This window comes from Mesorhizobium onobrychidis (assembly GCF_024707545.1).
GTDB lineage: Bacteria > Pseudomonadota > Alphaproteobacteria > Rhizobiales > Rhizobiaceae > Mesorhizobium > Mesorhizobium onobrychidis.
In genome coordinates, this window is sequence record NZ_CP062229.1 from 6,921,124 (window position 1) to 6,938,889 (window position 17,766).

Here is a 17,766-nt window from a genome sequence, read left to right on the forward strand (position 1 = left end):
AACAAGCTGCCGAATCCGAAATCGCGCGCATCTTGGGCAACTTGTCGGCTGCAACTCCCCGTAAGAGATTCGAGCCTATGCTGATCCCGAATGGGTGCGATGGTACCCTGGCGCCCTCCGCCACTAACACGTTCAGTGGTTGATCAAGCGCGCCACGAAGAGCGTGTTCCGGAATTCATTTTCATATCGAATGCCGCTGCCGGGACTAGAGCCCTGGATCCGTTAAACTAGCATTCAGGTTAGCTCAGCGTTGCAAGGTAAAACCCATCATCACAAAGGAGGATTCAATGACCTTTCATGTCTTAACCGCAGAATTTTACCATGAAACTAATACATTCAGCCTGCGACCGACCGACTATCAGGCGTTTTGTGTGGACGGCGTTCATTTTGGTGACGATGCCGTTCGCGCACGTGGCGAAGCCAATACGGAGATTGCCGGTTTCCTCGACATCGGCCGCAAACATCAGTGGATCGTGCAGCACATCGTCAGTGCCCAAGCTGAGCCAGCCGGGCCGGTGACTAGCGGTGCCTTCCACCGCATCGGCGGTGCTATTGTCGAGGCGGCTAAGGAACTGAAAAGCGAGATCAATGGGATATTGCTTGGCTTGCATGGCGCCATGGTTACAGACTTCTCGCAAGACGGCGACGGCGAACTACTGGAGCGACTGCGCGCCGTAGTCGGTGAGTACCTTCCCATAGTCGTCACACTCGATCCACACGCCAACGTTACGTCTAAGATGTGCGAAAACGCCGATATATTGGTGTCTTACAAGACCTTCCCGCACGTTGACGTGCGCGAGACCGCACGCCATGCAGGCGAATTACTGCAGCGAACCATGACCGGTGAAATCCGTCCTAAGACGCTTCTCGTACGACTCCCAATGCTAGAAGAGGCAAACGGTGGGCGCACCGACGTTGGACCAATGGTCGATTGGATCAATGAGGCACGGATCCATGAGAAAACGCCGGGCGCTCTAGCCGTGAGCATCAATGGCGGTTTCCCCCACGCCGACATCTTCGAGGTAGGGCCGACCGTGCTTGTGACATACAACGGGGATCGCACGCCACACCAAGCTTTCGCTGAAAGCATTGCAAATAAAATCTGGGATAATCGCTTCAATGTGCTGAATACCTTCCATACGGCAGAAGAGGCAGCCGAAATTGCTCGGGAATATCGAGGCGACCGGCCGCTAGTTATCGCGGATTATGCTGACAATCCAGGAGCCGGTGCTTATGGGGACGCGACAACCCTGCTCAAGGCGCTATTGGACGCCGGCGTTGACGGCGCGTGTTTCGGACCGATCGTTGACCCGAAGACAGCACTTCAGCTCCACAACGCCACTATCGGCGAGACCGTTGCGCTCACGCTAGGAGGCAAGACAGACGCCCGCTTCGGGGGCGGCCCAATAGAGGCCGACGGAAAGGTGCTGTATGTCAGCGATGGCAAGTTAATAGGCGACGGGGAGCAACTAGGCGGTCTGGAGTTAAACTTCGGCCCCACCGCCGTGGTGCAGATTGAAGGCGTCACTGTATTGGTGGTCACGGAGCCGTCCCAGATCCGTGATCTGCAACAGTTCCGTGCCTTCGGTATCGACCCAGTTCGCCATCGTGTGGTCGGCTTGAAATCTATGCAACATTTCCGCACGGCTTTCGAGCCAATTTCGGGCAAGGTGATCGTTTGCGATAGCGGCGCCCTTTGCACCATGGATTTCTCCCGGATGGCATATGCCAATGTCCCGCGACCGATCTTCCCACTCGATCGCGACATGAAGCTCTAGAGGACAAGATGGAAACGAGATTCCTTCTTGCGAGCCTATCAGTCGTTTCGGCTGCAACGTTCGATCGGAGTTATATAGAGTCTTGGAAATCATCAATTCCACAGCGGGCGACATAGACGATAATAGCGCAAGCAAAGCATGGGGCAGACGTCATCGTCTTGGGGCCGGCATCATCGGCGTGTCGGTCGCGCTGTATCTGTTGCGTAAGCATCTGGCAAAGGCCGCAGCCCAGGACCTCAATTTTTTCGGCGTGATTTACGGGCCCACTTTACGATCAGGTCCTCGACGGCTTTGTTGAGTTCGGCGAAGTTGGGCTTTTCTGGATCGTAATCTCCGCTGCCCCACCATTCGACGAGCTCGGCGTGCCGCTCGTGGGTCGGATAGGCGAGAGCCTCGCGGAACTCCTGATAGCCCCCACGGACCGCCGATGTCCTCGGGAGGGCAACGTCCGGTTGCCTCGATGAGCATTGGGTCTGCAAGGCCGATAACGGGGTAGGTGCGCTCGATCTTGATACTGTGCGTCCAGCCGTCGCCGAAGTCGTAAAGGTACTTGAATGATTTCGCGCCGGTATCTTCGATAGCTGCCAGAAGCGAGATCTTGCGCGCGTCGAGCGGACCATCTCCCCAATCCTGATCAGGCAGACCAAAGCCGACGTCACGGATGCAGAATTCGTAGAGGTGGCATTGGTCCAGCCCATCGCCGCCTGCAGCACCTCATGAAGCCGGTTGAGCTTGATGCGGAACGGCACCACAACGCGCCGCATAACCGTCGGTTCGACATGGTCGAGGGTAACCTTCAGGCGGACCAGAGAGGCCGGCATCTTTATGCCGCCAGCATGTGCGCCGTCCGGAATGTTCTTTTTCAGTTCCAGGGCAGAAGCTCATCGATCCGATGCGCCGGATAGCCGGCAACACGGCTCAGCACATCGGCGAGCCAGGCTTGAGGATCGGCGTCGTTCATCTTGGCCGTGACGCAAGACGACGCTGTCGAGGCCATCGAATGGATCACGCGACAGGCCTGGTGCAGCGGCAGTGTGGGCATGATCGGCATCTCGTGGGGTGGGTTCAGCGCCTTGCAAGTCGCGGCGCGCCGGCCCAAGGGCCTGAAGGCGATCATCACGCACTGCTCGACTGACGATCGCTATGCTGATGATGGGAAGTACATGGGCGGATGCCTTCTCAACGAGACAGTGGTTTGGGGTGCGTGCTGTTCCGTGCAAATGGCGCAATCACCCGATCCGGAGATCGTCGGCCAGGAGCGCTGGCGCGCGATTTGGATGGACCAGCTGGAAAACGCGCGTCCGACGTTCTTTGATTGGCTTACTCATCAGCGCGGAGGTGATTTCTGGAAGCAAGGCTCGGTCTGCGAAGATTACGGTGCGATTGATTGCGCGGTCTTCGCGACTGGTGCTTGGAACGATGGTTATTCCAACGTCATATTCCGGCTTCTCTCGAAGCTAAAGGGGGTTGCCGATTCCGACGAAGCCGCCCCTTTGTTCCGATATGATTGCGCCCCCCGGATTCCAATATGATCTCGCCCCCTGGGGCTAGGGCTCTGCTGGCGTTGATTGTTGTCATTTCGTATGCGTCAGGTGTCAAGCTTTTTGCGGCTGCTTTCGCCGCAGGCTTTCGCCCGTCAGATCGATGCGATGAGCGTTGTGAACGAGGCGATCCAGGATGGCGTCGGCATAAGTCGGATTCGCGAATGCTTCATGATGCACCTTTCCTTAATCGCCTGGTCCGTTGCAGTCGGCGTTGAAGTTGATCGATCTGGTCGCTGGAAAGGCTGATCTGCCAAGGCTGGCCTTTCGTGCTTTGCCGACCGTGGACAAGGCCCTGGGCGAGGTAGTCGAAGATGGTTTGAGCCGTCACGCCGATCGCGGTGGCTGCGCCCTGTACAGAGTAGGTTCCATCAGGCCAGCGCGGCGGATTGGCTGCGACGCCGTTGATCTTGGCTGTGGGGATTCCCAAACGGTGGCGTAAGAGCCAGATGTTCTCATAGCTGAACAGCTTGCCTCGCGCCGAGCGGACGCCCTCGTCATTCAATATTTTGGCGATTTGCCTGTCCATAGCGCCCGCAGAATTGAGTTCCGTGATCCGCTCACGCACAAGCTCGAGTTCGCCATAGTCTCGATCGTAAGATTGAACGCGGCGTTGGATTTGATGTTCGCTGGTTGCGCCGGTCTGCCAGAGAATCCTGATGATGACCTGGCCGCGTATCTTCTTCTGGTCGAGAATGACCTCCTGCACGATGAAGCGCAAGATACGTTTGCGGTCTTCTGGCTGGGTGGTTTCTGAGTGCCAGATAGCCGGCAAATTCTCGGCGAGTTCCTGAAGCGCCGCGTGATCCTGTGCCTGTAACACCAAGGGCTCTCGGTCTCTCCACCGACGATATTCCTGCTCGATCCCATCGACCAAGCGCAGCTTGTCTTCCCATGCCTTTTCCAGGGTTCTGGCGACGAGACGATTTTCCGGTTCCACGGCGTCGTATTGTCGCCGAGCCCGCTCGGCGTCATACCGCGAGCGTTCCCGCCGTAGCGCCCATTGTTTCTCGAGGCTTCGTGTTTCCTCCGCAATCTCGTCGAGCGCAGCGATGGCGATGGCGATTTGGTCAGGTTCCAACGACTTCAGGAGGATCCGGGCGACCAGTTCATCTACTGCGGGCGCCCGAACCTCCTGACAGAGAGAGCTGCCGGTCTGATTGCGGTCCGCCAAGCAGCAGTAAACGGGGCATGCACTGTCGGGGCCGCTGTAGCGCACGGTCATGCGCCGTCCGCATTGGCCGCAAACCGCCAAGCCCTGCAGCAAAGCAATGCCCTTGCGCGCCGCGCCGCGGTGGCCGGCCTCGTATCGATTGGTGTTGTCGGCGAGGCGTCGCTGATTGGCCATGAACTCCTCCCAGTTAATATAACCAGGGTGTGCGTCTTTGATGCAAACCTCCCAGTCGTCAATGGCCACCTTCGAGGTTGCGCGGTGCGAACCCGGACCTTGGCGGACCGCATTGATTTGGCGCCGGCCATAGACATATGCGCCGGCATAGGCCGGGTTGTGCAAAATATGATGGACGTGGGCGATGGTGGCGTCTCGCCACAACAGCTCATGGGGCGCCGGCCCGCGAAGCGGCCGCACCGGTACGCATAGGTCGTGTGTGCGCAGGTAACGCATAACGCGTCGCGCGGTCTGAAGCTCTCTAAATTTGTCGAAGATCAGACGCAGCCGAGCCTGAACCTCTTCATCAGGGTTGAACACGATCTGGCCGGAGCGGTTGTAGGCCAAGCCGCCTGGCAGCGGTATGCGAAGCTCGCCCCGCGCCGCCTTCTGCCGCTCCCCTTGATGCAGGCGGATGCGGATCTGGTGCAACTCCGCTTCGCTCATGATCCCCGAGAGCCCTAACAGCAGCCGGTCGTGATAAGCGCAGGGATCGTAAAGACGTTCACCATCGGCGATGACAACGCCGAACAATGAACACAACTCGAGGAGTTGATGCCAATCCCGGTTGTTGCGCGCCAATCGAGATGCATCGAGGCTGACCACCAGACCCGCGTTGCCGAGCCCGATCTCGGCGATGAGCCGTTGGAAGCCGCCACGCTCGACTTGGCCGTTTCCCGATTTTCCAAGATCCTCATCGATGACGACGACACGATCCGGCGGCCAGCCCAATCTGACGGCGCGGTCCACCAAGCTGTACTGAAGTTCGGTGCTTTCCTGATGGTGGCGCACCTGGTTTATCGAGGATTGGCGCACATACACGTAAGCGAACTTTGAACGCCGGACGGCCGTGAGCCGCTCGTCAGAACTGCTCGGAATAGCCAACATCAAACCGCTCCCTCGCCGCTGGCGCGTTCGGCGGCATCCGGCGGATCAGAGTCGCGAGCATCTGCGTGACTTGGTGCTGAGATACCGGTGGGAGATTGTTCCAAAGGCTGGGCATATCTGGCTTGATCCGTACCAGTGGAACACTGGTCTCCGGTAGAGACACCGCAATCCGATGCGCCAAAGCATGAGCAACCATCGCAACTCTCTATTGAGTTACTAAAGGTGATTCGCGCATAATACACTAAAGGAAGCAAATTCCGAACGGATATTAACTTTCTCGCCGCGCTACGATGTTCATGATCATCATCGCTAGCAGGCGACAAATCCGTCACTGACCGGCGGATATTGCGTGACCGTCCATCCGGAAGGCGGATGACAATAAAGGCAGGTCCGCGCCCCGACCGAAGTGATGCCACCTCAAACCGTTGTCCACAGAGCGCATGTCGACGGTCAACTACCGTGACATGAGACACCAACCGATCAACAACAGGGGCAACCGCGATCCTTGATCGCCTGCTTCATCATTCGACAGTGATCACCATCCGCGGTGACAGCTACCGGCTTCGCGAAAAGCGTCGTTCCGGCCTATTGCAGAAGGCCGGAACGACGCTCGAGACCAACGAAACCGCAAAACAATGAGGGATCAGTTCTTCGTTTCGCCCAAGGGGTCAAATCCTCACTTCGCTTGACAACACATCCGTTCCGCCTTGATCTTCCTCATATAAGTATATTCGATCTGTTCGCCGAGCACGAGATCGGCCGCGAACTGCAAGCGATATCGCACTGGCTGGACGCGCATTGTGATGTGCTGAGCCAGGTGGCCGAGGATCTGCGTCGGCGCGGTCTCAAGGAGACCGGCCGGCAGGGCCTGCCGGCGGAGGCGGTGCTGCGCTGCGCTGCTCAACCAATACCGCCAGTTAAGTTATCAGGGCTGGCGTTTCATCTGGAAGATTCCGCATCGTTCCGAGCCTTTGCCCGGCTGCTGTGGGGATGGAGCCCGAAGAAGTCGGTCTTGCACAAGACGATCAGCGCGATCGGGGCAGAAACCTGGGAAAAGATCAGTCGGAGGCTGTTGACGAGCGCCCGGCGGGACAGGTTGGAAAACGGCAAGGTTGTGCGTGTCGACAGCACCGTCACCGCAGCATTCATCCACGCGCCGAGCGACAACAGCCTGTTATGGGACGCCGTGCGGGTGATGGTGCGGCTGCTCCACGCGGCCGACGCCTTGGGCAGCGCCACCCCATGGCATGATCACTGCCGCGCGGCGAAGAAGCGGGCCCGGACGATCGAGTATGCCCGCAGCCGTCTCCAACGGGTCAAGCCCTATCGCGAACTGCTCAGGATCACGCGCACCACCTTGAGCGATCTTCAGCAGGCGGCACAGCAGTTGCCTCTGGCCGCGGGCCCAGCCGTCGAACTCTGGCAGGCCACCGTCTGCCACTACCAGCCGCTGATCGAGCAGATCATCGCCCAGACCGAGCGGCGGGTCATGGGCGGCGAGGCGGTGCCCGCCAATGAGAAGCTGGTAAGCCTCTTCGAGCCGCATGCCGACATCATCTTCAAGGGCCGTCGCGATGTCGATTACGGCCATAAGCTCAATCTGACCACCGGCAGAAGCGGCCTGATCCTCGATCTTGTCATCGAGGCAGGCAACCCGGCCGACAGCGAGCGTCTGCTGCCCATGCTGGAGCGCCCACATCGCCTTTTATGGCCAAGCACCGCGGCAGGCGGCCGCCGATGGCGGCTTTGCCAGCCGCGCCAATCTGAGCCAGGCCAAGGCCTGGGGCGTGCGCGACATGGCCTTCCACAAGAAAGCGGGTCTCAAAATCGAAGACATGGTCAGGAGCCGCTGGGTCTACCGCAAGCTGAGCAACTTCCGCGCCGGCATCGAGGCCGACATCTCCTGCCTGACACGCGCCTACGGTCTGGCCTACTGCACCTGGCGCGGGCTCACACACTTCAAGGCTTACGTCTGGTCCTCGGTGGTCGCTTACAACCTCGCCCTCTTCGCCCGCCTCATACCCAACTGACCCCCCTCATCGGGTCGCCCTCAATGGCATGCCGGCAAGCGCCGGCCGATACCTTGTGCCCGCATGACCGTTGCAAACACTCTCGGTCGCAACTCAATGTCTCGCGCCATCACGCGCCGCTGTCAATGGGCACCGAAGTTTCCGCAAAAGTGGGCATCCAATTTTCCCTATCTGGCGGGTGAAGGTTTCGGTGATCAGCCGGCGTCTTGATCGGTCGATTTCAGTCCTGCTGGGCGGCCACGCTTTTTCGGCGGTGGCGGCGGATTGATGAGCGCTTTGGAGCGAACATGCTCGGGAACAAGATCAGCGTGCTGGCGCAATCGGTAGCTCGATCCTTCGATCTGCACGACGACAGCATGGTGAAGAAGTCTGTCGAGCAATGCTGTTGCGACACAGGATCACCAAAAACTTCGCCCCATTCTGCAAAGCCGCGATTGGAGGTGAGTATCATGGCACCCTTCTCGTAACGGGCATTGACGAGCTGGAAGAAGAGATTGCCGCCGCCGGGCACGACCGGGAGATAGCCGATTTCGTCGACGACGAGCAACGAGGCGCGGCATAGATAGCGGATACGCTCGCGCAACTGCCCCTCGCGCTCGGCCTTGGCCAGCGAGGCGATAATGTCGGCGAGCGTGGAGAAGTAGACGCTCTTTGCGGCCTTGACGGCTTCGACGGCGAGCGCGGTTGCCAGATGGCTCTTGCCGGTGCCGGGCGGGCCGAGAAGATGGACTACCTCCGCCCGCTCGATGAACTTCAGTTCGGCCAGCGCCATGATGCGGTTTTTATCGAGCGATGGCTGGAAAGCGAAGTCGAAGCCGGCGAGCGTCTTGATGGTGGTCAGGCGCGCCATCATCAGAGCAGCCTTGATGCGCCGACTTTCGCGCAGGGTTAGTTCTTCCACCAGAAGTTCGTCGAAGGCCTGGATGCCGTCGATCTCGCCCTGCTCGATGCGCCGCAGGGTCGCGTCAAGCGCTTCGAGCGCCCGCGGCATGCGCAGCCCGACCAGGCTCTTCCTGATGCTGTCGATCGTGGATGCGTGCATGGTCATGACCGGCTCCCCGCGTCGGCCAGTCGCTCGGCGACGGCCTGATAGAAGTCGAGCGAGCGCCGGGCGACATGGTCGCCGAGGCGGCCGACGATGATATCCGGGGCGCTCTTCCTCGCCGCGTGGCGAACTGCCCCCTGACGATGAGCAGGATCGATCCGATATTGGCGGCGCCCCTCGAGCACAGGATGGCTGGCGACCAGCCGGCCTTCGTCCAGGATGCGGATGCAGTCGGCAAGCTGGTGAACCTCGACAAGTCGCCGGGTGCGATCGGGAACGCTATAGTAGTTGCCGCCGATCGAGACGAGACCATCATGGCTGACGCGACGCTCCAGCTTGAGAAGCGCGTCGAAGGGAACTGCCGGGAGAGGTTGAAGTTCCGGCTGCTCCGCCGCGAAGGCTTCACTGACGATGCGTTGCGTGGTGCCGTGCAGGCGAGCGTTGGCGACGGTGTCGAGCCAATCTTGTAATTGCTCGTTCAGGTCGTCGAGATTGCGGAAGCTGCGGGCCAGGAAGAAGTCCTCGCGGATATAGCGGAATGGTCGCTCGACTTTGCCCTTGGTTTTGGCACGATACGGCCGGCAGGCTCTGGGCTGGAAGCCAAAGTGCTTGGCCAGCGCCAGCAGCGAGCGATTATAGATGATGTGGCCTTCGTTATCTTCGCCGGTAACCGCCGTCTTCATCCTGTCGTAGAGGATCTCGATCGGCACTCCTCCAATGGCGTCGAATGCCTGCATATGACAGCGCAGCAGCGTCTGCAGGTCCTGGTGCATGACGTAGCGGGCGAAGATGTAACGCGAGTGGCCAAGCACAAGCGAGAACAGCCAGACAATGCGCATCACGCCCGGCGCGTCGGTGAACTCGGTGATGAAGCGCGCGAAGTCGACCTGTGCTTGATATCCGGCCGGGGTCTCGAACCGCACCTCGAAGGGACGCACCTGCTCCTGCGGTCGGATTGCGGCCACGAAGCGCTTCACGGCGGTGTAGGCGCCGTCATAGCCGCGCTCACGAATCTCGCGCGTCAGGCGCACGGCGCTCAGATCGGGAAAGGCCGAGACCCGTTCGCGCAGATAGTCGACAAAGGGAACGATCTTGTTTGGCCGCCCCGCCTGTCGCGGGCCATAGGCGGGAAGTTCGAGCCCGCGCTCGATGTATTTGCGGACCGTCTTGGGATCGCGGCCCGTTCGCCGGGCAATCGCGGTCACGGACAGGCCCTGACGGTGTAGATCCAATATCATCAGAAGTTCTCCAAGTTGGACCACCAGCACCGCTCCGATTCCGATCAAATCGGGACGGACTATCGACGCCGGAGCGAAAGCCGCCAGTTCCGGGACGCGTCCCGGAACTGGCGGCAGCAGCGCCAACTAGGGAATTTTCGATGCCCACAATCAGGGAATATTCATCGCCCGATGACAGCCGCAAAAGCAGCATGGATCGAGCGGCCAAACGACCTTGAACACTCGCAAAAACAGCGATTATGGACGGGCACTAGTCTAAGAGGCCGCAACGTCCGCCGCTCCGCCAGCACGGGGGCTGCGCGGCGGACACGCCAACGTCACCGCTGAATGCCACGCCATTTTTGCTGATGGGGTGGATGCCAGCCTTCTCCGACGGCATCGCAATGTGCCAAGTTTGTGGCGTTAGCGCCACGCAAAGGAGAGGCAGGCATCCATGGAAAAGGTTACCATCATTGGGGTCGATCTGGCAAAGAACGTCTTTGTGCGACCTGCAAGTCGCGTAAGTTTCTGTTTCACAGGAGGGATATAGCCTGAAGAAACCGGCTGTTCCATCAGCCGTTCCCTACCCGGACATGCGGAGCCGGTAACAGCTCGGTGTGAAGCTCTGGGGACAAAGTAGCCGCCGGGTATCCGGTACGCCGAGCCGCGAGGCAAGGCGGAATCTGCCAGCACGAAGGCGGAGAGGAGCAAGGGATGAGCGGATACGACCAACGTATGTGAACTTCCGATAAACGTCGTGATCTTTGACAAGCCAAACGTGCTGAAAGGCTTGAACCAAAACGGTACGCGGTGTGGAGTGGTCTTTGAAAACTGGGCCACCATGGACGACCAGCCGCCGGCGAAGAGGAAGGGGTCCGCCCCGCTCGGAGACTTATGCGGAACAGGGTAAGCCCATAGTGCTGCCGGCAACGGCAGGCGGACCATAAGGAACGCTGTTGGCGCTGTGGGTACAGGAATGCGGAAAAAGCGAACGCCCGACTGTAATGGACGGGATACGGGCTGAAACATCGCCTGACGCGAAAGCGGGCAGACTTCCGCGCGGTCATTCATGGCGAGAGAACTTTGACCAATCATTATACGAGGGAAAGCAGATGACGGCGATCGGCGCGAAAGCGACCGAGGCTGGTGCATCCTCGCGCACTGCGCAGATGTGGGACCAGGCGAACTGGTCGCGCATTGAGGCAGAGGTGAAACGACTTCAGGTGCGTATCGCCAAGGCAACCCGGGAAGGCCGATGGAGCAAGGTGCAAGCATTGCAACGTCTGCTGACCCGCTCGCATAGCGGCAAGATGTTGGCCGTGAAACGGGTGACGGAGAATCGCGGTAAGAGAACGCCGGGGGTGGACGGTAAGATATGGTCATCCCCGGCGGCCAGATGGAACGGGATGATGTCACTTCGACATCGCGGTTATCGCGCGATGCCGTTGCGACGTGTTTACATTCCCAAGAGTAACGGCAAGAAGCGTCCGCTGGGAATTCCCTGTATGCGGTGCCGGGCGATGCAGGCGTTATGGAAGCTCGCTCTGGACCCGGTGGCAGAGACACTGGCGGACCCGAATTCCTATGGATTCCGGCCCGAACGCTCGACTGCCGACGCCATCGAGCAGTGCTTCATCACTCTGGCCAAGCGTGCCACGCAAGAGTGGATTCTGGAAGGTGACATCAGAGGCTGTTTCGACAACTTCAGTCACCCCTGGCTTCTGGAGCATGTCACGATGGACAAGGAGGTCCTGCAAAAGTGGCTTCAAGCCGGATATATCGATGAGGGAACTCTGTTTGAGACGTCGGCGGGCACCCCGCAAGGGGGGATTATCTCGCCGGTGATCGCGAACATGGCGTTGGATGGGCTGGAGGCGGCAGTCTACGCAAGCGTGGGATCGTCGAAACTCGCGCGCAGCAAGGCCCAGCTCAACGTCATCCGCTATGCCGATGACTTTGTGGTGACCGGCGAATCGAAAGATGTGCTCGAATTCAAGTCCTTCCGGCGGTCAGGCAGTTCCTGGCCATTCGAGGTCTGGAACTCTCAGAGGAGAAGACCCGGATCACGAACATCGCGGAGGGTTTCGATTTCCTTGGCCAGAACGTACGCAAGTACGACGGCAAGCTACTGATCAAGCCGGCAAGGAAGAGTGTTAAAGCACTCCTCGACAAGGTCAGGGAAATCATCAAGGGCAACGCGGGCGTCACGCAGGAGGTATTGATACAGAACCTGAACCCTGTCATCCGGGGATGGGCTATGTATCACCGCCACGTCGTCGCGAAAGCGAGCTTCTCATCGATAGACTCGCACATCTGGCAAATGCTCTGGAAATGGGCAAGTCGACGCCATCCCATGAAAGGAGCACGGTGGGTGAGGAACAGGTACTTCCGGGTCGATGGACACCGGTCCTGGGACTTCGCTACGAAGGGCCCGGCAGATGCCAGTACCAGCGGGTGCCGGCTCTTCCGCGCAATGACGATCCCGATTACGAGGCATGTCAAGATCCGGGGACTGGCTAATCCATTTGATCCGGTATGGTGCACTTACTTCGCCCGCCGTCGAATTGCGAAACGCTCCGGCCAGTTGTTCGGTGCCACACCATGGTGCTGAAGAATGGCTTGAGCCGGATGCGGGGTGATCCGCATGTCCGGTTCTTAGGGGGCGGCGGCGCAGCAATGCGCCGCCGCTACCCGACCAGCTGCACGGGGCGGCAGCTGATGGATCGGTTGTGTTCCGCAAGAAGCTGTCGCGCCTGCAGTTTTGCAAGTTCATGGCGAGTCAACCGGCATGTGTCGTGGCGATGGAAGCGTGCGGCAGCTCCCACTACTGGGCCCGTCAGATGGCTCGGCTTGGCCATGAGCCAAGACTGATTGCCCCGGCCTATGTCAAACCGTTCGTCAAGCGGCAGAAGAACGACGTCGCCGATGCGGAGGCGATCGTCGAAGCAGCGCAACGACCGACAATGCGCTTTGTCGAACCGAAGACCAAGGAGCAGCAGTCCCGGGCTATCGTGTTTCGCACCAGAGAGCAGTTCGTGAATCAGAGAACCGAATTGGTGAATGCGCTGCGCACGCACCTCTATGAGTTCGGTTATGTTGCTCCGCAAGGCATCGGCCACCTGCCACGTCTGGCAGAGATCGTCGAGGACGAGAACGCAGACCTGCCGGATCTGGTCCGCGACATCTGCAGCGCTCTCCTTGACCAGATCGAACAGTTGAGCAGCCGGCTCGCGGCATTGAAGAAGACGATCGACACGCTGTCCAAGCAGGCTGCAACATCTCGGCGCTTGCAAACCATGCCCGGTGTTGGCCCTATCGCTGCCCTTGCCATTGAAACCTTTGCGCCGCCGATGGAGGCCTTCACGTGCGGTCGCGATTTCGCCGCCTGGCTCGGGCTGGTCCCTCGGCAGAAGTCGAGCGGCGGCAAGCAACGACTAGGGAAGGTATCGATGATGGGCCAGCGCGATATTCGGCGGTTGCTCATCATCGGCGCCATGGCCGTGGTTCGATGGGCATCTCGGAGGCGCGCGCCCGACGGTTCCTGGCTTGACCGCTTGATCTTGAAGAAACCGCGCATGCTGGTGGCAATCGCGCTGGCCAACAAGATGGCGCGTGGCATCTGGGCCATGCTGACGAAACAGGAGGACTACCGAGATCCGGCGACGGTGCCTGCGTGATTTGCAACAACCCACCTGAGACCGGCACGTCGGGGATGTGAGGAAGGCATGAACTGCATGGGCAAATGATCGATCAGATCGGGGTCAGGAAAACCAGAGTCAAGTTGAGAGCCCACGCAAGCTCGCTTTGCTGATTTGGACCTGATCCGCGCATCACCATACCGGCCCGCGGCATATGGAACGGCCGCAAATCAAGGCCTGACACATGACCGCACTCGATCACATGTCCAATGCTTCAGGTTCTCCTTGCAAAACGGCTGGCATCCACACAAGAACTTGACGCACACATCTCTTGCGTGGGTCTCGGCGCAGGCCGCAGTTCCGTCACGAAGCTTGGTGGTGACTAATCAGTCTCTCAACGTTAACGTGTGTAGAACTAGCGGCACTCCTTCATGGGCCAGCGGACGACGTGGATACCCGTCGTTCGGTTCGCGACTGCGGGGTTCCGATTGAAGGCGTATCTCGGCTGCCGTTTTCGGATCATATGAATCACTTTGTTAATGTCACGGCGGCACCGGGGAATGACTTGAAGCTGAGCATGTACTGTACTGGAAGCGGCGCTTGTACCAGGTTCGCAGGAATGACTACTACATCCATCTCGGGATAGTTCAACTTGCTGCGGCATTTTGCCTGAGACTCCCGAGCAAATCGAGACGAGCTGATGGCGCAGGCTGGCCGGGGAACGCAACGACGATGTCCATATCAGTCGCGCAGCACGCAATCGACACGTCTGCCGACATGATTGTCATAGGCGCTCAGGTCCACCGCCGACTGCGTGATCGGATATTCGGCGCATAGGCGCTCCGCCGAGGCGATCTGGCTGATCGCGGTAATCTCAAAGGAATGGTCCCAACACCGTCACCATCGGGGCCAGCGACAATGGAGCATCGCCTCTGACTCGCTCCAAGTCGGTACCAATTTTCGGATGTGTCTCGGCTTTTTAAACTGAGACACAACGTTGCAATGTTGCAATGAGGGTTGTTTGCAATCCAATCCAATTGCGTTCGCGGATGTTGACGAACGCGAAGTGCCTTTCGCCAGTGTTGACCGGCACTAAATCGACGCCGGCCGGAGTTGCCCGATTTGTCAGAAGCGGCGCCTTTCCCAACCAAATGGGTGTCCCTATTGTTGCAACCCTGACCAGATTTTGTCGGCGGCGGAACAGCCAGAATCGCCGCTTAAACACAAGGCATGGAAACAACAGGGCTTTTTACTTTGGCGTGACTTTTGCGAAGGGAAGGTGACGATTAACCAGCAAGGGGGCCGTTCGATGTCCATACCGCAAATGTTGCTTGGCAGCCTCGCTGAACCGACGTCCAGCGAATATTTGCTGGCGACCGCAAAATCCGGCGGCGGGGCATTTTCATCCTGCGGCTCGTGCGCGACGCCGGAGGTCATGCATTCTCCTACGTTCTTACGTGCGCTGTCTTCATCCTACGCGGTGTCTCTTTCTAGCGCTGGGCGTCGCGCGAGCGCAGCGAGCGGCGAAGCCGCCATGACTGCCCATCCGGCGCGAACGATTTGCGGTCTACGAGAGTGGACCTGCTCCGTTTCCTCGCTCTGAGGTAATTCCTATGACGAGCTTAGGTGTTCATTCCGAGGTCGCCCCATTGAGAGAAGTTCTGGTGCACCGGCCAAGCCTTGGCCTCCACCGCCTCACTCCGCAGAACTGCAAGAGCCTCCTTTTTGACGATGTGCCTTGGGTGAAACGCGCCGGAGAAGAGCATGACATCTTCGTGGAGGCGCTGCGCGACCTTGGTGTGATAGTTCACTCATTCGACGAACTGCTTTCGGAAACGATGGCGTCAGCGGAAGCGCGTCGCTGGCTCCTCCACCGCCGTGTTAATGTCCCCTCGGTGGGGCAAGATATAGTGGATGACTTGTGGGGCTGGCTTGAAGAGATGCGGCCTGATCAGCTCGCCACCTACCTGGTTGGTGGGATTCTGGCCGAGGAAATCCCGTTCCAGGTGCGCAGTCTGACAGGGCAAACACTGATGCCGGAGGATTTCGTCCTGCCTCCATTGCCCAACCAGCTTTTCACACGAGACAGTTCCTCTTGGATCTATAGCGGCGTCTCGATAAACACAATGTATTGGCCGGCGCGACAGCCGGAAGCTGCGAATGTCGAGGCCGTCTATCGTTTCCATCCGCGGTTTCGGGATGCCAACTTTGCGAACCTGTCGCTTGATGGAGCGGGCCTCCCCCCGAGTCTTGAAGGCGGCGATGTAATGCCAATTGGCGGTGGGGTCGTGTTGATTGGAATGGGCGAACGAACCACACCGCAGGCAGTCGAGGCCCTTGCACGCCGCTTGTTCAGGACGGAAGAGGTGACGCACGTTATCGCAGCCGCGATGCCGCGGAATCGCAGCTTCATGCATCTCGACACAGTCTTCACGTTCTGCGACCGTGACCTCGTAACAACATACCCGCAGGTCGTTGAGCGATTGCAAACGTTTTCCCTGAGACCGAGCAATCCTGAGCGCGCGCTCGACGTCACCAAGGAGACAAGACCCTTCTTATCGGTAGTGGCCGAGGCGTTGGGGCTGAAGGCTCTTCGTACTATCGAGACTGGGGGTGATAGCTTCGCGGCAGAGCGGGAGCAATGGGATGGCGCCAATAATGTGCTCGCCGTCGAGCCGGGTGTTGTGATTGCTTACGACCGTAACGCATACACGAATACGTTGCTGAGGCGCGCCGGTGTGAAGGTAGTGACTATCGGCGGCTCAGAACTCAGCCGTGGCCGTGGCGGCGGACATTGCATGACTTGTCCACTGGTGCGCAATCCCATCTAACCAACAAGACTGCTGCACAATGTCGATACTTAATGACCGAGCCAAACCTTGGTTCCCGGCTGGCCATGAAGGCCGACTCGCGATCGTCCGTGTGAGGATCTTCGCCATCGACCAGCGAGCAACAGCAAGTTATCCGCTCTCTCCATCTCCGGCGTCAATGTTGGTCCGCGGAAGCAGAGCCGGTGCACATACATGGTTCCATCGGCGGCGATGCCGTAGTGACAGATTTGCACGATGGTTCGACGCGCGCCCATACGCTCAGATTGGGAGCGAGGGCGGGTCCCACAGACGTATCCGGCAACTGAGCTGCAGAGTCGTCACCCAGAGCGCTCTGCGGAAACCGATTTTTGCCATCGCCTCATTATTGGCACCCGGGGATGACCTGAGAAATCTCTTCCGAATGCCTGCAACGTGCTCGCCAACCCGATCGGAGTCTTCCCCCATGGCACAATCTTCAAATTTCTCGATTCAGGCTCCTTCAGCCGTGGTTATGATCCGTCCGCATCATTTCACGGTCAATGACGAAACCGCGGCCGACAACCGATTTCAGGTAGCGGAACGTGATGCGAGTGATCTGTCGCCGCTTGCGTACGCGGAGATCACCCGCGCCGCTGCACTCCTTCAAGAGGAGGGTGTCGCGGTGCATTTGTTCGAGGACGAAGGCAGCGACACTCCGGATTCAGTGTTTCCGAACAACTGGTTTTCAACCCACCCCGGCGGCTATGTGGCTATCTATCCGATGAGGGCTCTAAGCCGCCGGCGTGAGCGCCGGAGTGACGTTATCCAGATGCTCAAGAGGTGCTATAGAGTGCAAGTGGTAATCGACTATTCTGGCCTCGAGCCGGACGGGCTGTTCTTGGAAGGTACTGGTGCGATGGTGCTCGATCATATCCACCGTGTCGCATATGCGGTAAGATCCGAGCGGACGAATCCGGTCGTGCTTCAGAGGTTCTGCAGCCAATTTAGCTTTGAGCCCATGCTCTTTTCGGCGAAAGACCCAAGGGGGGCGGATATTTACCATACGAACGTGCTGATGTGCGTCGCGACCGATTTCGCCATGATCGGGCTCGACATGATTACTAACTCAGTTAGACGGCGCGAAATCGTCAATCGTTTGGAACGGACCGGTCGCCGAGTAATCGGGCTTACCAACGCCCAGATTGAGAATTTCGCAGGCAATGTGATTGAGCTGCAAGGCGAAAACGGGCGCATCCTGGCGCTGTCGACCACCGCACTCTTGTCATTGACGCCGGAACAAATTGACATCATCGGCGAGAGCGCGAAACTGTTGCCGCTGTCAGTTCCTACCGTGGAGCGGGCGGGCGGTTCTGTACGATGCACAATTGCGGGCGTGCATCTTCCGCCACGAAACTAGCAGAAGACCTCCTGTCACCGACGATATCAGCTACGC

Annotated in this window: 10 protein-coding genes and 7 pseudogenes; 10 read left to right on the plus strand and 7 right to left on the minus strand. The window is 59.0% G+C overall.

Annotated elements, in window-relative coordinates:
• The first annotated feature begins 287 nt into the window (after nucleotides 1–287).
• Nucleotides 288–1,778, plus strand: coding sequence for a M81 family metallopeptidase (locus IHQ72_RS34200; RefSeq protein ID WP_258120197.1), 1,491 nt, complete (start codon nucleotides 288–290; stop codon nucleotides 1,776–1,778).
• A gap of 236 nt (nucleotides 1,779–2,014) precedes the next feature.
• On the opposite strand, the pseudogene IHQ72_RS34205 reads toward IHQ72_RS34200, so the two are convergent.
• Nucleotides 2,015–2,599 (minus strand): annotated as a pseudogene (locus tag IHQ72_RS34205) (plasmid pRiA4b ORF-3 family protein).
• A 41-nt stretch (nucleotides 2,600–2,640) separates the two neighbouring features.
• A pseudogene (locus IHQ72_RS34210) lies at nucleotides 2,641–2,760 on the minus strand (transposase domain-containing protein); the annotation flags it as partial.
• On the opposite strand from IHQ72_RS34210, the gene IHQ72_RS34215 reads away from it, so the two are divergent.
• Nucleotides 2,747–3,310, plus strand: coding sequence for a CocE/NonD family hydrolase (locus tag IHQ72_RS34215; RefSeq protein WP_309508726.1), 564 nt, complete (start codon nucleotides 2,747–2,749; stop codon nucleotides 3,308–3,310). The pseudogene IHQ72_RS34210 and the gene IHQ72_RS34215 sit on opposite strands and share 14 nt — an antisense overlap.
• Before the next feature lie 63 nt (nucleotides 3,311–3,373).
• Here the strand turns inward: IHQ72_RS34215 and IHQ72_RS34220 are convergent.
• A pseudogene (locus IHQ72_RS34220) lies at nucleotides 3,374–3,493 on the minus strand (ATP-binding protein); the annotation flags it as partial.
• Nucleotides 3,489–5,594 (minus strand): recombinase family protein, encoded by a 2,106-nt coding sequence (locus IHQ72_RS34225; protein ID WP_258120199.1) that lies wholly within the window; start codon nucleotides 5,592–5,594, stop codon nucleotides 3,489–3,491. The pseudogene IHQ72_RS34220 and the gene IHQ72_RS34225, both read right to left, overlap by 5 nt.
• Before the next feature lie 498 nt (nucleotides 5,595–6,092).
• Between IHQ72_RS34225 and IHQ72_RS34230 the strand changes: the two are divergent.
• Both IHQ72_RS34230 and IHQ72_RS34235 read left to right on the plus strand, forming a co-directional pair.
• A pseudogene (locus IHQ72_RS34230) lies at nucleotides 6,093–6,233 on the plus strand (ATP-binding protein); the annotation flags it as partial.
• An 82-nt stretch (nucleotides 6,234–6,315) separates the two neighbouring features.
• A pseudogene (locus IHQ72_RS34235) lies at nucleotides 6,316–7,624 on the plus strand (ISNCY family transposase).
• A gap of 194 nt (nucleotides 7,625–7,818) precedes the next feature.
• Here IHQ72_RS34235 and istB read toward each other — a convergent pair.
• A pseudogene (gene istB, locus IHQ72_RS34240) lies at nucleotides 7,819–8,672 on the minus strand (IS21-like element helper ATPase IstB).
• On the minus strand, nucleotides 8,669–9,931 hold the full coding sequence (istA, locus tag IHQ72_RS34245) for an IS21 family transposase (protein WP_258120200.1): 1,263 nt from the start codon (nucleotides 9,929–9,931) through the stop codon (nucleotides 8,669–8,671). Before istA ends, istB begins: the two are co-directional and overlap by 4 nt.
• 1,067 nt (nucleotides 9,932–10,998) lie before the next feature.
• Here istA and IHQ72_RS34250 point away from each other — a divergent pair.
• The 4 genes and pseudogenes from IHQ72_RS34250 to IHQ72_RS34265 all read left to right on the plus strand — a co-directional run.
• Nucleotides 10,999–12,018, plus strand: a complete 1,020-nt coding sequence (locus tag IHQ72_RS34250; protein ID WP_258120201.1) for a reverse transcriptase N-terminal domain-containing protein — start codon at nucleotides 10,999–11,001, stop codon at nucleotides 12,016–12,018.
• A gap of 53 nt (nucleotides 12,019–12,071) precedes the next feature.
• Nucleotides 12,072–12,497: a group II intron maturase-specific domain-containing protein gene (locus IHQ72_RS34255; protein WP_258124033.1), complete on the plus strand. Its 426-nt coding sequence runs from the start codon at nucleotides 12,072–12,074 to the stop codon at nucleotides 12,495–12,497.
• A gap of 88 nt (nucleotides 12,498–12,585) precedes the next feature.
• Nucleotides 12,586–13,563, plus strand: coding sequence for an IS110 family RNA-guided transposase (locus IHQ72_RS34260; RefSeq protein ID WP_258124034.1), 978 nt, complete (start codon nucleotides 12,586–12,588; stop codon nucleotides 13,561–13,563).
• 705 nt (nucleotides 13,564–14,268) lie between these two features.
• Nucleotides 14,269–14,361, plus strand: a pseudogene (locus IHQ72_RS34265) (universal stress protein); the annotation flags it as partial.
• A gap of 324 nt (nucleotides 14,362–14,685) precedes the next feature.
• Here IHQ72_RS34265 and IHQ72_RS34270 read toward each other — a convergent pair.
• Nucleotides 14,686–14,961 (minus strand): hypothetical protein, encoded by a 276-nt coding sequence (locus IHQ72_RS34270; protein WP_258120202.1) that lies wholly within the window; start codon nucleotides 14,959–14,961, stop codon nucleotides 14,686–14,688.
• A 176-nt stretch (nucleotides 14,962–15,137) separates the two neighbouring features.
• On the opposite strand from IHQ72_RS34270, the gene IHQ72_RS34275 reads away from it, so the two are divergent.
• Both IHQ72_RS34275 and ctlX read left to right on the plus strand, forming a co-directional pair.
• Nucleotides 15,138–16,355, plus strand: a complete 1,218-nt coding sequence (locus IHQ72_RS34275) for an arginine deiminase (RefSeq protein WP_258120203.1) — start codon at nucleotides 15,138–15,140, stop codon at nucleotides 16,353–16,355.
• A gap of 442 nt (nucleotides 16,356–16,797) precedes the next feature.
• Nucleotides 16,798–17,730 carry a citrulline utilization hydrolase CtlX gene (gene ctlX, locus IHQ72_RS34280; RefSeq protein ID WP_258120204.1) on the plus strand — a complete coding sequence of 311 codons (933 nt, stop codon included), beginning with the start codon at nucleotides 16,798–16,800 and terminating at the stop codon, nucleotides 17,728–17,730.
• The last annotated feature ends 36 nt before the right edge of the window (nucleotides 17,731–17,766 follow it).

Excerpts from the sequence above, each read along its gene's own strand:
- IHQ72_RS34250 (WP_258120201.1), top strand. The coding sequence starts at position 10,999 with ATGACGGCGATCGGCGCGAAAGCGACCGAGGCTGGTGCATCCTCGCGC.
- ctlX (WP_258120204.1), top strand. The coding sequence starts at position 16,798 with ATGGCACAATCTTCAAATTTCTCGATTCAGGCTCCTTCAGCCGTGGTT.
- IHQ72_RS34225 (WP_258120199.1), bottom strand. The coding sequence starts at position 5,594 with ATGTTGGCTATTCCGAGCAGTTCTGACGAGCGGCTCACGGCCGTCCGG.
- IHQ72_RS34270 (WP_258120202.1), bottom strand. The coding sequence starts at position 14,961 with ATGACCTCCGGCGTCGCGCACGAGCCGCAGGATGAAAATGCCCCGCCG.
- IHQ72_RS34275 (WP_258120203.1), top strand. The coding sequence starts at position 15,138 with ATGACGAGCTTAGGTGTTCATTCCGAGGTCGCCCCATTGAGAGAAGTT.
- IHQ72_RS34200 (WP_258120197.1), top strand. The coding sequence starts at position 288 with ATGACCTTTCATGTCTTAACCGCAGAATTTTACCATGAAACTAATACA.